At 56.9% G+C, this 13,177-nt stretch carries 13 protein-coding genes; 6 read left to right on the top strand and 7 right to left on the bottom strand.

The features are described from left to right. Positions 1-3: 3 nt before the first annotated feature. Positions 4-612 (bottom strand): cytochrome-c oxidase, cbb3-type subunit II, encoded by a 609-nt coding sequence (gene ccoO, locus NUW46_RS11805; protein ID WP_064230201.1) that lies wholly within the window; start codon positions 610-612, stop codon positions 4-6. Between the two features lie 15 nt (positions 613-627). After that, positions 628-2,058, bottom strand: coding sequence for a cytochrome-c oxidase, cbb3-type subunit I (ccoN, locus tag NUW46_RS11800; protein WP_136631816.1), 1,431 nt, complete (start codon positions 2,056-2,058; stop codon positions 628-630). A gap of 220 nt (positions 2,059-2,278) precedes the next feature. On the opposite strand from ccoN, the gene NUW46_RS11795 reads away from it, so the two are divergent. Next, entirely contained in the window at positions 2,279-2,926 is a 648-nt protein-coding gene (locus NUW46_RS11795) for an alpha/beta family hydrolase (RefSeq protein WP_418140178.1), read from the top strand. 3 nt (positions 2,927-2,929) lie between these two features. Here the strand turns inward: NUW46_RS11795 and NUW46_RS11790 are convergent, their stop codons facing one another. After that, positions 2,930-4,771: a sensor domain-containing diguanylate cyclase gene (locus tag NUW46_RS11790; protein WP_418140177.1), complete on the bottom strand. Its 1,842-nt coding sequence runs from the start codon at positions 4,769-4,771 to the stop codon at positions 2,930-2,932. 112 nt (positions 4,772-4,883) lie between these two features. Here NUW46_RS11790 and rlmM point away from each other — a divergent pair, with 112 nt between their 5' ends. Beyond that, positions 4,884-5,960, top strand: a complete 1,077-nt coding sequence (gene rlmM / locus NUW46_RS11785; protein ID WP_153633536.1) for a 23S rRNA (cytidine(2498)-2'-O)-methyltransferase RlmM — start codon at positions 4,884-4,886, stop codon at positions 5,958-5,960. Here rlmM and NUW46_RS11780 read toward each other — a convergent pair. Next, positions 5,957-6,247, bottom strand: coding sequence for an antibiotic biosynthesis monooxygenase family protein (locus NUW46_RS11780; protein ID WP_069183365.1), 291 nt, complete (start codon positions 6,245-6,247; stop codon positions 5,957-5,959). The two genes, rlmM and NUW46_RS11780, sit on opposite strands and share 4 nt — an antisense overlap. Positions 6,248-6,333: 86 nt before the next feature. On the opposite strand from NUW46_RS11780, the gene tusA reads away from it, so the two are divergent. Continuing rightward, the gene (tusA, locus tag NUW46_RS11775) at positions 6,334-6,573 is read left to right on the top strand and encodes a sulfurtransferase TusA (RefSeq protein ID WP_305967203.1); all 240 of its coding nucleotides are present in this window, start codon (positions 6,334-6,336) and stop codon (positions 6,571-6,573) included. A gap of 16 nt (positions 6,574-6,589) precedes the next feature. Here tusA and dsbD read toward each other — a convergent pair whose 3' ends face one another. After that, positions 6,590-8,482, bottom strand: coding sequence for a protein-disulfide reductase DsbD (dsbD, locus tag NUW46_RS11770; RefSeq protein ID WP_418140176.1), 1,893 nt, complete (start codon positions 8,480-8,482; stop codon positions 6,590-6,592). 187 nt (positions 8,483-8,669) lie between these two features. Between dsbD and NUW46_RS11765 the strand changes: the two genes are divergently transcribed. Genes NUW46_RS11765 through pdxB form a run of 3 tightly spaced genes read left to right on the top strand, consistent with a single transcriptional unit; the run spans position 8,670 to position 11,683 of the window. Further along, complete coding sequence (locus NUW46_RS11765) at positions 8,670-9,224, top strand: elongation factor P hydroxylase (RefSeq protein ID WP_418140175.1); 555 nt, start codon at positions 8,670-8,672, stop codon at positions 9,222-9,224. 6 nt (positions 9,225-9,230) lie between these two features. Next, a complete protein-coding gene (locus tag NUW46_RS11760) occupies positions 9,231-10,514 on the top strand; it encodes a DEAD/DEAH box helicase (RefSeq protein ID WP_069183369.1) in 1,284 nt (427 codons plus the stop codon). Positions 10,515-10,531: 17 nt separating this feature from the next. Further along, positions 10,532-11,683 (top strand): 4-phosphoerythronate dehydrogenase PdxB, encoded by a 1,152-nt coding sequence (gene pdxB / locus NUW46_RS11755; RefSeq protein WP_418140174.1) that lies wholly within the window; start codon positions 10,532-10,534, stop codon positions 11,681-11,683. Between the two features lie 46 nt (positions 11,684-11,729). Here pdxB and htpX read toward each other — a convergent pair whose 3' ends face one another. Together htpX and NUW46_RS11745 are read right to left on the bottom strand one after the other, a co-directional pair. Beyond that, positions 11,730-12,611, bottom strand: a complete 882-nt coding sequence (gene htpX / locus NUW46_RS11750) for a protease HtpX (protein ID WP_418140173.1) — start codon at positions 12,609-12,611, stop codon at positions 11,730-11,732. A 95-nt stretch (positions 12,612-12,706) separates the two neighbouring features. Then, positions 12,707-13,177 (bottom strand): hypothetical protein, encoded by a 471-nt coding sequence (locus tag NUW46_RS11745; protein WP_069183372.1) that lies wholly within the window; start codon positions 13,175-13,177, stop codon positions 12,707-12,709.

Genomic DNA, 13,177 nt, shown 5'->3' with positions numbered 1-13,177 from the left:
GGTTCACCGTTTGTCTGAAATCACTGTGCCCAGCTGTTGCAGGTACGCGACCAGAGCCTCGATTTCGAATTTGCCTTCTACCTGGGCAGACGCTTCGGCAATCTGCTCATCGGTGTAGGGCACGCCCAGCGTCTGGAGGGTCTCCATTTTTGCGGCGGTCTTGGTGTGATCTACCCGGTCTTCGAACAGCCACGGGAAGGCCGGCATGTTCGATTCGGGCACAACGCTGCGCGGATCATAAAGGTGCTGGCGCTGCCAGGCGTCCGAATAACGACCGCCTACACGGGCCAGATCCGGACCGGTGCGCTTGGAACCCCACAGGAACGGACGGTCATAAACAAACTCGCCCGCAACGGAGTAGTGGCCATAGCGCTCAGTCTCCGCCCGGAACGGACGGATCTGCTGGGTATGGCACACGTGGCAGCCTTCACGGATGTAGATATCCCGGCCTTCCAGTTCCAGGGCCGACAGGGGCTCAAGACCCTCCACCGGTTCATTGGTTTCCTTCAGGAAGAACAGGGGCACTACTTCGGCGAGAAAACCGCCGCTGATGGTCAGGACGATCAGCACGATCATCAGACCAAGGTTCTTTTCAACTATTTCGTGTTTCATCTGATCTCTCTCCCGTTACGCCGGCTGGGTTGCCGCGTTGTCCTGCGCAATCGCATCTTTCTGGCGAACGGTCATGTAAACGTTGTAAGCCATGATAAGCATGCCGGTCAGGAAGATAGCGCCGCCAAGGAAGCGGACGAAGTAGCCGGGGTAAGAGGCCTCCAGTGCTTCAACAAAGCTGTAGGTCAGAGTGCCGTCCTGGTTGACCGCACGCCACATCAGGCCCTGCATAATGCCGTTGACCCACATGGCAACGATGTACAGTACGGTACCGACTGTAGCCAGCCAGAAGTGGGCGTTGATCAGGGCTGTGCTGTACATGGCCTGAACACCCCAAAGCTTGGGAATCAGGTGATAAACGGCACCGATACTGATCATGGCAACCCAGCCCAGGGCACCGGAGTGAACGTGGCCGATGGTCCAGTCAGTGTTATGGGAAAGCGCGTTTACGGTCTTGATGGACATCATCGGACCTTCAAACGTGGACATGCCGTAGAAAGACAGTGAAACCACCAGGAAGCGAAGGATCGGATCGGTACGCAGTTTGTGCCATGCGCCCGAGAGGGTCATCATGCCGTTGATCATGCCGCCCCAGGAAGGTGCAAGCAGAATCAGGGACATAACCATGCCTGCGGTCTGTGCCCAGTCTGGCAGTGCAGAGTAGTGCAGGTGGTGACCACCGGCCCAAACGTAGGTGGCGATCAGAGCCCAGAAGTGAACGATCGACAGACGGTAGGAGTAAACAGGGCGATTGGCCTGTTTGGGAACGAAGTAGTACATCATGCCCAGGAAGCCGGCCGTCAGGAAGAAGCCTACCGCGTTATGGCCGTACCACCACTGCATCATCGCGTCGGTGACGCCTGCATACGCAGAGTAAGACTTGAAAGCACTGGCGGGCAGCGCCATGTTGTTACCGATGTGCAGGCATGCAACGGTAATGATGAATGCGCCGTAGAACCAGTTGGCCACATAAATGTGGGGGGTGCTGCGCTTCATGACCGTTCCGAAGAACACGAGCGCGTAGGTTACCCAGACAATGGCGATGGCAATATCGATCGGCCATTCAAGTTCGGCATATTCCTTGGAAGAGGTAAGGCCGAGCGGCAGGGTAATTGCTGCGGCGACAATGATCGCCTGCCAGCCCCAGAAGGTGAAGGAAGCCAGCCCATCGGAAATCAGTCGGGCCTGACAGGTGCGCTGCACCACGTAGTACGAGGTAGCGAACAAGGCACTTCCACCAAAGCCGAAGATAACGGCATTGGTATGCAGCGGCCTGAGACGGCCGAAGTGGGTAAAGGGCAGGTCGAGGTTGAGGGACGGCCAGACCAGCTGTGCTGCAATCAGCACACCCAGCGCCATACCTACAATACCCCATACCACTGTCATGATGGCGAATTGTCTCACCACCTTGTAGTTGTATGTCAGGTTTGCATTTACTGTGCTCATAGCCTTACCAATGGGTTTATAGTGGGGAAATATGCGGGCGCAAGTATGGAGAAACGGTAAGCTGTTTGCAATGACTCAGGTCAACTCCTGACATCCGTCAAATGCGCCGAAATCAGCAACATGGCTTCCTTTTCAGTACCGTTATTGGAGTTGTTTAAGCGTAGGGAATATGTGTTGCCTGAGAGCAATGATAGTCGCTTAAAGGGATGAGGTGAATTCTGTGGAGTTGATTAAGACCAAAGGCTATGAAAGTCATTCTAAAGTCGTGCTGATTCTGGCGCACGGTGCTGGAGCGCCGGCCGACTCGACCTTCATGGAAGAGCTGTCTGCGGCTCTTGAGCGTGAGGGTATTGGAACTATTCGCTTTGAGTTTCCCTACATGCAGAAACGTCGCCAGGATGGAAAGAAGCGTCCGCCAGACCGGGAGCCGGTACTGCTGGAGTACTTTTCCGGGGTAATTGACCGGGTTCGGGCAGAGCTTGGAAGCGGCAGTCTGATTCTGGTTGGGGGTAAGTCCATGGGCGGCCGCATGGCGAGCATTCTCGCCAGCCGTCGGGACGATATTGATGGTGTGATCTGTTTTGGCTATCCCTTCCATCCACCGGGGAAGCTGGACCGTTGGCGAACCGCACACTTCCGGGATCTGAACTGCCCGATTCTGGTGCTGCAGGGAACGCGGGACCCGTTTGGCAAGCCCGACGAGCTGGCGGACCACCAACGGGACCTCGAAGCCATCGATTTGCGCTGGCTGGAAGGCGGCAATCACGATTTCCAGACCCTGAAAAGTCAGCCACAGACCCAGAGTGAGCTGATTGCGCAGGCTGCCCGGGAAACCCGGATCTTTGTAGATGAGCGGTTTGAATTCTGAGCGTTACTCCACCGCGATCGTGTCAGACAGCTGAGCGCGGTTGCGACCCTCGCTTTTCGCGCGATAGAGCGCTTCATCTGCTCGCTCGAACAGCTGGTTCTGGGTCTCACCGGGGTTGAGCGACGCGATTCCAGCACTCAGCGTCATTCTCACCTCGGTGCCATCCGGCGACAGAAGCGGCGTGCTGGCGATGTCTTTCAGCAGTGCCGAACAGACGTTCAGGGCGCCTGCGGCATCGGTTCCCGGTAGCAGCAATGCAAACTCCTCACCGCCAAAACGGATGGCGACATCCCTCGGACGCTTTACATGCCGGGTCAGCATTTCGGCTATAAATTGAAGGCAGGTATCGCCGAAGCCGTGGCCCCAGGTGTCATTTATGCTCTTGAAGTGGTCAGCGTCGACCAGGGCCAGGGTCAATGGTTGGGAGGTTCGACGGGCCTCGGCGCATAGCTCTGGGAATATGTTGTTCAGGTGTCTCCGGTTATGCAGGCCCGTAAGGGCGTCGTTGAGACTCATTGTCGATAATTTCCGGTTGGCCTTTTCCAGTTCCCTCATGGTATTTCTCAGCTGCGCTGTGCGCTCGTGCACCTTGAATTCCAGCTCTGTCCTTGCATTGTGTTCCACATCGAGGAGCTTTTGGTTTAGCAGGCGCCATCTCTGGACCATCGCATAGTTCAGTAGAATCACCTGTCCTCCAACCGCTGATTGCATCAGGGCTTCCCTTGCCAGGAAGTCTGTGAGATAGCCAAATGCGGCCAGGGCGTAGATCAGTCCTCCCACCAGCATGATCAGCCACGCCATCAGGTACCAGATGGCGGGTTGATAGCCCTGCTTCCATCGGACGGCCGCAATGATGAACAGGCTCGAAATAACCGTCATCGCCAGCACCGTGTTCAGCAGAATGGTCTTGTTGTAGGGCAGGATCAGTGTGAGAAGCAGAAACCCGATGCAGAACCAGGCCTGCCCCTTGAGCACGGTCTCGGAGATGGTTCGCCTTTCCACTTCCAGGAACGAACGGCCAAAAAGTATCATGGCAAGGGCGCAAAGCGACAAAGATAGAGGGATTGAAGTGTTGGCAAAGCTGGCGTTGTCTGGCCAGAAGTACTGATTCGCAAAGCCGCCCATGGCGAACAGAAAGAGCCCCAGTGCCGCCAGGTAGAACGCGTTGTAGAAGTAATAGCCGGTCCCGGAACTGAAAAAGAGTAGCAGGTTGAAAACCGCGAATACCAGGAGGGCTCCGTAGAAAAGCCCGTGGGTCAGTGTCAGGTGATTGCTGCGGGCAATCACTTCTGCAGCAGTTTCAAAGCTGAGCGGCACGTTGAGAGCGCCATTGCTGTGGATCCGGATTGTTAAAGACCGTGTCTCGCCGCCATCCAGGGTGACGGGGAGTAGAAAATACCGGTAGTCTACCGCTCGTGATGCGAAAGGCCGCTGATCACCGGTAGCAAGGGTTTCCGTAATTCCGTCGCCCGTTTGCCAGAAGGTCACTTCGTCCAGCAGGGGATAGTTGACCTTAAGGTACCAGGCGGAGCGTTCAGTTCCGGGGTTCCTGACTTCCAGGTGGACCCAATAAACGGATTTGGTGTGACTGAAAACCAGGTCCCGCCCGTTCGCTGGCGTCCACTCGAGATCTTCAGGAAGCTCGGTCGGATCCTTTGCCTGATGGCCGGGTGCGCCCGGCGGCGCGCTGTAATAGCAAACGTATTGCATCAGTGACGCGCGGGTAGCAGGATCGGTCGCATCGAGTGTGGGGCAGCCAGACGGCCGGGATCCTGCGTCTGGCAGTGCCAGCGCAGGGATCAGCAAAAGGCTGAGAATGGCAATCAAGCGCAAAACGGACGTCATTCATGGCTTCCCGCGTCTATCAGAGCGGGAAGTGTAGCCAGAGAGGACAATCCGCGCTGTTAAACAGATTCAACTTTTACGGGTTGGTTTTCAGCCCTCTTTCAGGAAATGCATGGAACAGATTCTCGTGTTTTGCCGGCCTGGCTTTGAAACCGAAGCCGGCCGTGAAATGACTGACTCAGCCGCGGAAAAGGGTATTTTCGGCTATTTCGAGCCTGTTAAAGATCAGGGACTGGTGCGTTTTTATCCGGCTGCGCCCGAAACCGCGGAAGATGTGATGGCCCGCCTCATGCTTGAGGAGCTGGTATTTATTCGGGACTGGATCGTCGTGCTCGGAGAATTCAGCTTGCCCGAAACTGACAGGGTGGGTGCCGTCATAGAGGGGCTTCGGGATCTCGGGCGAGGCTATCCCGGATGTGCGCGGCTTGAGGTCAGGTTGCCAGAAAACAATGCTGACAGCGATCTTGGAAATTTTGCCCGAAAGTGGGTATCGCCGCTCTCTCGGGGCCTGCGCGGAGCCGGCCTGCTCAAGGCCGACCAGAATGCCCAGGCTCCGGCGCGTCTGGAAATTCTTCTGCAGGACTTCTCTTCGGCGGTTGTCGGTTTCAGCCTCACGGATAACCGGGCCCGTTATGTTGGTGGTATTCCGCGGCTGCGGCTGCCAGCATCAGCGCCCAGTCGGTCTGCGCTCAAGCTCGAAGAGGCCTGGAAGGTGTTTTTACCACCGGAACAAGAACTTGAATACCTTGGTGGTGGCAAGAAAGCCGCAGACCTGGGGGCCGCACCCGGTGGCTGGACCTGGCAGCTTGTACGCCAGGGTATGATGGTAACGGCCGTGGATAACGGTCCCATGCAGGCCGAACTGATGGCGTCGGGGCAGGTGGAGCATGTGGAAGCGGATGGTTATGGCTGGCGTCCCAGGCGGGGGATCGACTGGATGGTTTGCGATATTGTGGACCAGCCCCGGAAAACTGCAAAGCTGGCGGTGACCTGGCTCGGCGAAGGCCTTTGTCGTTACACGGTATTCAATCTCAAATTGCCGATGAAAAAGCGGTACGACGAGTGGCTAACCTGTCGTGATATCCTCGTGAATGGCCTGAGCCAGGCGGGCATCGGCTTTCGTCTCAAGGCCCGCCACTTGTATCATGACAGGGAGGAGATCACCTGTTTTATTGAACGGACTGGCTAAAAGACGCTCTGTTCCAGGACGGTGATGTGCTCGTCTTCGTCCATCATGGGGATGAGTTCCAGCATGAGCTCGCGACGTTCGTCGGAGTGGAACCAGCGGTCCCAATCCGCTTCGGATCGCCAATTGGCCAGGGTAAACCGGTGATTGGGGTCATGGCTGTCTGCCAGGGTTTCTCCGGAAATGAAGCCGGGTGCACTCACAGCCTGCTGCAGAACCTTGCGGGAACGTTCTTCGTAAGCTTCTTCCAGAGTCTCGGCAATATGACGTTCAATCAGAACCCGGATCATGGCAAACCTCCAAGTGTTTTAATGGTTATAAACAATAATTTAGCAGGTTTTTACGAAAAATCAGGTTCAATGACAGGAGAACTAGTGTGAGCTCAACCGAATACGACCTGGAGCTGGACGCCCGCGGCCTTTTCTGTCCGGAGCCGGTCATGATGCTGCATAACCGGATAAACGATGTTCAGCCCGGTGGCGTGTTGCGAGTTGTGGCCACTGATCCTTCCACCACCCGGGATATACCGAGATTCTGCCAGTTCCTCGGCCACGAGCTGATTAATAAGGTCGAAGATGATGACCTGTTTGTCTACCTGATACGCCGGGGGCGATAGAAGAGCTGCTCGTTGGTTAAACCTCCGGGCGTAGCGTCCGGAGGTGCCCCAGAAACTCCTCCCGATCCATTTCGCCCAGTACCCTTCGCTGGGGCAGCTCTTCTCCATTGGTGCCATAGAACAGTATGGCCGGCGGTCCGAAGAGGCCAAGTTCGTCCAGCATTGCCTGTTGTTCCGGTGTATTGTCGGTCATGTCGATCTGCAGCAAGGTGTAGGGTGCAAGCGCCTGAATTACATCCGGTTTACTGAACACGTTGCGCTCCATGACCTTGCAGGAGATACACCAGTCGGCATAGAAATCCAGCACAACGGGCCTGCCCTGTTCCCGGGCCTGCTGCAACATTGTCCGGATTTCAGCGGGCTGTTCGACGCGCACGAAATCCGCGTGCTGAAGACCTGAGGTGCCAACGGCGCCGGATGACGCCGAGGCTATCGTGAAGGGTGCCAGAGGTTTCAGCGGGTCGTTGGCGCCGCCCACAGCGCCGGCGAGCAGAGCAAGGCCGTAGGCGAAAAGAACCAGGCCAAGTCCTTTACGGGTACGCTCCCAACCTGCCTTTGCGGCATCAAAGGCGCCCAGCTGCACGCCGGTGATGGCAACAAGAAGACCCCACAATGTCAGCGCCAGCCAGCCCGGGACCAGACGCTCAACCAGCCAGATGGCCACCGCCAGTAACATTACCCCGTAGAAGTGTTTCACCGCGGTCATCCAGTGGCCGGTTGTTGGCAGCAGTTTCCGCCCTCCCACGGCTACCAGAATCAAAGGAATGCCCATGCCCAGACCTAGTGCAAAAAGCGCGACACCACCGATTACGGCGTCCTGGGTGGTGGAGATATACAGCAGACTGCCCGCCAGCGGCGCCGAGACACAGGGCGATACGATGAGGGCAGACAGGGCGCCAATACCGAAGATGCTGAACACCCGGCTACCGGTGAGGCGATGGCTGGCGTCATTGAGTGGTTCGCGAATGAAGCGGGGAAGCTGGATTTCGAACAGATCAAACATCGACAGGGCGAATACAACGAACAGCAGGGCAAAGACGCTCAAAACCCAGGGTGACTGCAGCTGTGCCTGAAGGTTGAAGCTGGCGCCGAGCAAGCCTGTCAGCACCCCGGCTGCGGCGTACGTCAGTGCCATGCCCAGAACGTAGCTGCCGGACAAGAGCAGGGCATGACCGGTGGTTCGGGTGTTCCTGCCAGAAACCAGCGATGAAATTATCGGTACCATGGGCAGGACGCAGGGGGTAAAGGTCAGTCCCAGCCCCAGCAGCAGAAACACGCCTGCGATTACGAGGGTAGATTGCTGAGCGAGAAAACCGGCAAGACCGGTGGCGGTCTCGGTGTCCACGGGGACGCTCTGGCCCCCGGAAAAGCCGGCTGCCGAGGCGGCTTGCGAGCCTGAGCCGCCGCTGCCCTGATAGAAAAGTACATCTCGTGTCTGGGGCGGGTAGCACAGTCCCGCCTTGGCGCAGCCCTGATAGGTTACCTGCAGCTCAGCTTCCCGGATGCCGGCAGGAAGGGAGACCGGAACACGGGCTTCAATGGGGTCGAAAAACACCGTGGTTTTGCCGAAGAATTCGTCTTCAGTCACCGTTCCCGGCGCCGAGAAAACCGGTTCGCCGAGAGCGACATTAGAGTCTTTGGCGGTAATGCTGACTCGTTCTCGATAGAGATAGTGCCCGGGAGTGATATCCCAGGAAAGAACCACGGAGTCGGCATCGGTGGTGAAGCTGAAGGGCAGTGCTTCGTCTACCGGCAGGAACTCGTTACCCTGGCCGCCAAACAGGGAGCTACCATTACTGCCAAGGGCCCAGGAAGCCGAGGCCCACAGCGTGAGGGTAAATGCGAGAAACAGGCCAAGCGATTTCGCCCATTGGCGTTTCATCTTTGATACTGCAGCGAAAGCCATCATCGATTGTATGATTTCCCGGTTAATGTCTCTTTAATCAGAGTCTTTTAAAAGCGGACTGTTACAGCAAAATCGCTGCCGGCCAACGCCAGCAATGGACACGAGGGGCCTATCAAAGTTCCCTCTGGTATTGGGGGCAGTAAAGTCGCACAATAGCCACCCAATGAATCACAGTCCGAATGATCTTATCATGCTGTTCAATGACCTTTTCCGGGAAGCATACCGGACAGTTCTGGTCAAAGGCAGCGATGAACCTGAATACTTGCCTGCCAGCGGGCCCGAGGGCCTCGCTCAGGTTATTTTTGCTCACGGCTATTATGCCAGCGCTTTGCATGAAATAAGCCACTGGTGTATTGCTGGTGAGCACCGGCGCACACTTCATGACTATGGTTACTGGTACTGTCCGGATGGCCGAACACTGCAACAGCAAGAGGCTTTCGAGCAGGTCGAGGTTAAACCGCAAGCCATTGAATGGTTGTTTTCGGTGGCTGCAGGTTCCCGTTTCCACATCAGCGTGGACAACCTCTCCGGAGTTGGCGCCGCCAATGAAGCGCGTTTCAGACACAACGTCCGGAGCCAGGCAGGCGAGTATCTGGTGCGGGGTTTGCCGCGCCGGGCCCAGGCATTTTTTGATGCGCTGGCAACATTTTATGGTACCGGAGAAAACCTTGAAGAGCGCTGGCTTGAAGATGCCCGGCGTATCGCTCCGTCTTATTCTGAATCAGGACATTCCCAGGAAAACTGAAACTCTATGACATCTGACCCAAAACACACCGGTGACCTGAGGTTCAGTGATCTGAACCTCGACAAGCGTTTGCTGGATGCCATTACGGCCATTGGTTTTGAATACTGCACACCCATCCAGGCCGAAACACTGCCCTGGACACTGGCCTGTGAAGACCTGATTGGTCAGGCACAGACCGGCACTGGTAAAACCGCTGCGTTTCTGATTACGGCCATCCAGAGTCTGCTGGAAACCCCGGTTCCCGAGAAAGATCGTTTTGCTTCCGAACCCCGGGTACTTGCCCTGGCGCCGACACGGGAGTTGGCGATGCAGATTGCAAAGGATGCCGAGCAACTGTGCCAGCACACCGGGCACAATGTGGTGACCGTCGTTGGCGGCATGAACTATGACAAGCAGCGGGACCAGTTGCAGAATGAGATCGTCGACATTCTCGTTGCGACTCCTGGGCGCCTCATCGACTTTCTAGGATCCCAGGATGTATTCTTGGACCAGCTCGACATCCTGATTCTGGATGAGGCTGATCGAATGCTCGACATGGGCTTTATCCCCGATGTGAAGCGGATCATCCGCAAGTGTACCCCCAAGGAGGAGCGTCAGACCCTGTTGTTCAGCGCCACCTTCAACCAGGACGTGCTCAATCTGGCCTCCATGTGGACGAGTAACGCAGAGTTCGTGGAAATCGAGCCGGAACAGAAAACAGCGGAGCGGGTTGAACAAACCGTGTACCTGGTGGGCGACGATGAGAAGCTTCCGGTCCTGGTTAATTTCCTGAAACGGCCGGAAGTGGAAAAGGCGCTGGTGTTTGCCAACCGCCGGGACCAGTGCCGCGACCTGGAAGAGGACTTGAGGAATCAGGGCGTAAAGGTGGCTCTGATGTCTGGCGAGATCGCCCAGAACAAACGCCTCAAAACCCTGGACCAGTTCAAGAAGGGCAGTATCCAGGTGCTGGTTGCTACCGATGTGGCCGGCCGTGGCATTCACGTGAACGGCGTGACCCATGTCTTCAACTACAATCTGCCGGATAACGCCGAGGATTACGTGCACCGTATCGGGCGTACGGGCAGGGCTGGCAAGCATGGGGTTTCCATCAGTTTTGCCGGGGAGGATGATTCGTTCGCGCTCCCGGCCATCGAGACCTACATCAGCCAGAAGCTCAAGACTGCGGTGCCCGATGAGGCGCTTATGGCGCCCATGGAGAACCCGCCGATTACCCGCAAACGTGGCCGACGACCACAGGGTTCAGGCGGCCGTGGTCAGGGTGGTCGTAATCAGCGTCAGCGCAGGAACTGACAGGGCCGGATACCATCATGTTGATCGTAGCAGACGAGAATATTCCCTTACTGGATTGCTTCTTCGGCGATATCGGAGAGATTCATCGGGTCTCCGGTCGTACCATGTCGAACGCGGATGTCCGTGATGCTGACATACTGCTGGTCCGTTCCGTCACGAAGGTAAACCGTGAGCTTCTGGAGGGCAGTCGGGTCCGTTTCGTGGGCACATCCACCATCGGTACCGATCATGTTGATCTCGACTGGCTCGAGCAGTCGGGGATCCGGTTCTCTGCGGCGCCGGGTTGCAACGCCAACAGTGTCGCTGAGTATGTGCTGTCCGTGTTATCCCTGCATGCTGAACGGCGTGGACTTGCCGACTGGTCCCAGCTCAGCGTCGGTATCGTCGGCGTCGGGAATGTTGGCGGTGAGCTGGCGCACAAACTGGAACGCCTGGGCTTCGATGTGCGCCTCTGCGATCCGCCCAGAGCGGATCGGGAAGAGGGCGATCAGGAGTTTGTGGCGCTTGAGGAAGCCATGAGGTGTGATGTGGTTTCCCTGCATACTCCGCTGACCCGCGAGGGGGATCATCCCACGCTGCATATGATCGGCGAGTCCGAGCTTGCGGCCCTGAATTCGAATCAGCTCCTGATCAATGCTGGTCGGGGAGAAGTGATTGATTCGTCAGCGCTGCTGGCCCGCCTTGAACAGCCCAACCCGCCCACTGTGGCCCTGGATGTCTGGGAGCAGGAACCCAGAATTCACCCCGGGCTGGTTGAAAGGATCTGGTTGGCAACACCGCACATCGCCGGATATAGCCTGGAAGGCAAGGTTCAGGGAACCGAAATGATCTACCAGGCCCTGAGCCACTTTTTGGGGCTGCCGGTTCGCAAGAAGGCGGGTCAGTTTTTGCCGGAGCCGGCCCTGAGCAAAATTTCATTTACCAGTTCTGCCGATGAAGAAGATGCCATCCGTATTGCGATGAGAGCCTGCTACGACCCTCGTCGCGACGATGCCAGACTGCGCAATACCATGACCGGATCCGCTGAGGAGCGTGGCGCAGCCTTTGACAGGCTACGGAGGGACTATCCGGTTCGCCGGGAGTGCTCCAGCCTCAAGATCCAGCTCAAGGGCACCAGCAAATCCTTGCAGGACAGTTTCAGGGCTATCGGATTCAAGTTGAAAATCTGATCCTGCAACACCTGAACAAAAAACGGGGCCTTTGGGCCCCGTTTTTTTATAGCTTGGCCTGCTGTAGCGCCTGAATCCTGTCTTCCAGTGGCGGATGCGTCATAAACAGGGCGCTCAGGCCACCACGGGCTCCCCGATTGATACCGAATGCCTGCAGTGAGTCCGGCATTTGATCCGGTACCTCGCTCTCCTGTTTCAGTCGTGCCAGCGCGCTGATCATGGCTGAGCGACCCGCTAACTGGGCACCGGCAATGTCCGCACGGAATTCACGGCGGCGGGAGAACCAGAACACAATCGTGCTGGCGAGTATACCCAGAACAATTTCGGCAATGATGCTGACCGCGAAAAAGCCGAGCCCATGCCCGCTTTCATTTTTGAAAATCACCCGGTCTACAAAGGAGCCGATGACCCGGGAGGCGAAGATCACGAAGGTATTCACCACACCCTGAATCAAGGCCAGTGTCACCATGTCACCGTTGGCAACGTGGCCGATTTCGTGGCCCAGCACTGCCCGTATCTCGTCCTTGTTAAAGCGGTGCAAAAGCCCTTCGCTTACCGCTACCAGCGAATCGTTTTTGTTCCAGCCCGTAGCGAAAGCATTGGACTGGGACGCCGGGAAAATGGCGACCTCAGGCATGCCAATACCGGCATTCCTGGCCAGCTCGGCCACAGTATCCACCAGCCAGCGTTCGGCCGGCGTGCGCGGCGAATCAATGACCCGGGCCCTGGTGCTCCACTTGGCCATTCGCTTGGATATCAGCAGTGACACGATGGCGCCGGCGAATCCGAAGACCGCAGCGAAAGCCAGCAAAGAGCCGTACTGAATGCCATTTTGGGCGAGGTAGCTGTCTACGCCCAGAAGTCGCAGTGTAAAGCTGGCGACAAGGATTGCAGCAAGGTTGGTTGCCAGAAACAGCAGAATACGCATGTTGGTTCCCTGATCAGTTCGTCACAGAAGATAAAGCCGTCACTCAGACCGTTATATGCGGACGTGGTTCAATCAATCAACGAGCTTACGGTGATTTAATGATTGCCGTGGTCCGCGAAGAAGGTGGACTGCATGATATGGCTGATTCTGGCGGAGTTACCACTGCGCAGGGCTGTCCGGATCAGATGAATGTGGGTGGAAAGATCTTCCTTGACCGAAGGAGGCAGCGAGCCCGCCGAATTCTCCTCGGCAACGCCGAATTCCCTGGCCAAAGCTTGTGGTGCCGGAGAGCTGAGGCGGATAAACGCGTCCCGTGTCAGTACAGCCTGGTCCAGAGCCTCCTGGCGAATGGTATCGACGTACCTGAGCAGGCCTTCCTCAGAGAGCCAGAGCAGGGCGCCAAAACAGGCCATGTGCCGCTTGCTGTGCAGGCCGAACTCGTCCGGCTCATCCGGCCCGGCTATGTCTTCGACAAACAGATTTATCCGGCGCGGGAAGGCGCCATAAAGTTGCACCAGAGCAATCGCCGCATCCTTGTAGAATTCCTCGACGTGAATATCGGCCAT

Source organism: Marinobacter sp. MA (assembly GCF_048298425.1).
GTDB lineage: Bacteria > Pseudomonadota > Gammaproteobacteria > Pseudomonadales > Oleiphilaceae > Marinobacter > Marinobacter salsuginis.
This window is presented reverse-complemented; position numbering and strand designations above follow the sequence as displayed.

What these genes read in the sequence shown, in the direction of transcription:
- ccoO (WP_064230201.1), bottom strand. Translation starts at nt 612, where the DNA reads ATGAAACACGAAATAGTTGAAAAGAACCTTGGTCTGATGATCGTGCTG.
- ccoN (WP_136631816.1), bottom strand. Translation starts at nt 2,058, where the DNA reads ATGAGCACAGTAAATGCAAACCTGACATACAACTACAAGGTGGTGAGA.
- NUW46_RS11790 (WP_418140177.1), bottom strand. Translation starts at nt 4,771, where the DNA reads ATGACGTCCGTTTTGCGCTTGATTGCCATTCTCAGCCTTTTGCTGATC.
- rlmM (WP_153633536.1), top strand. Translation starts at nt 4,884, where the DNA reads ATGGAACAGATTCTCGTGTTTTGCCGGCCTGGCTTTGAAACCGAAGCC.
- NUW46_RS11780 (WP_069183365.1), bottom strand. Translation starts at nt 6,247, where the DNA reads ATGATCCGGGTTCTGATTGAACGTCATATTGCCGAGACTCTGGAAGAA.
- dsbD (WP_418140176.1), bottom strand. Translation starts at nt 8,482, where the DNA reads ATGATGGCTTTCGCTGCAGTATCAAAGATGAAACGCCAATGGGCGAAA.
- NUW46_RS11765 (WP_418140175.1), top strand. Translation starts at nt 8,670, where the DNA reads ATGCTGTTCAATGACCTTTTCCGGGAAGCATACCGGACAGTTCTGGTC.
- NUW46_RS11760 (WP_069183369.1), top strand. Translation starts at nt 9,231, where the DNA reads ATGACATCTGACCCAAAACACACCGGTGACCTGAGGTTCAGTGATCTG.
- pdxB (WP_418140174.1), top strand. Translation starts at nt 10,532, where the DNA reads ATGTTGATCGTAGCAGACGAGAATATTCCCTTACTGGATTGCTTCTTC.
- htpX (WP_418140173.1), bottom strand. Translation starts at nt 12,611, where the DNA reads ATGCGTATTCTGCTGTTTCTGGCAACCAACCTTGCTGCAATCCTTGTC.
- NUW46_RS11745 (WP_069183372.1), bottom strand. Translation starts at nt 13,177, where the DNA reads ATGGCCGATATTCACGTCGAGGAATTCTACAAGGATGCGGCGATTGCT.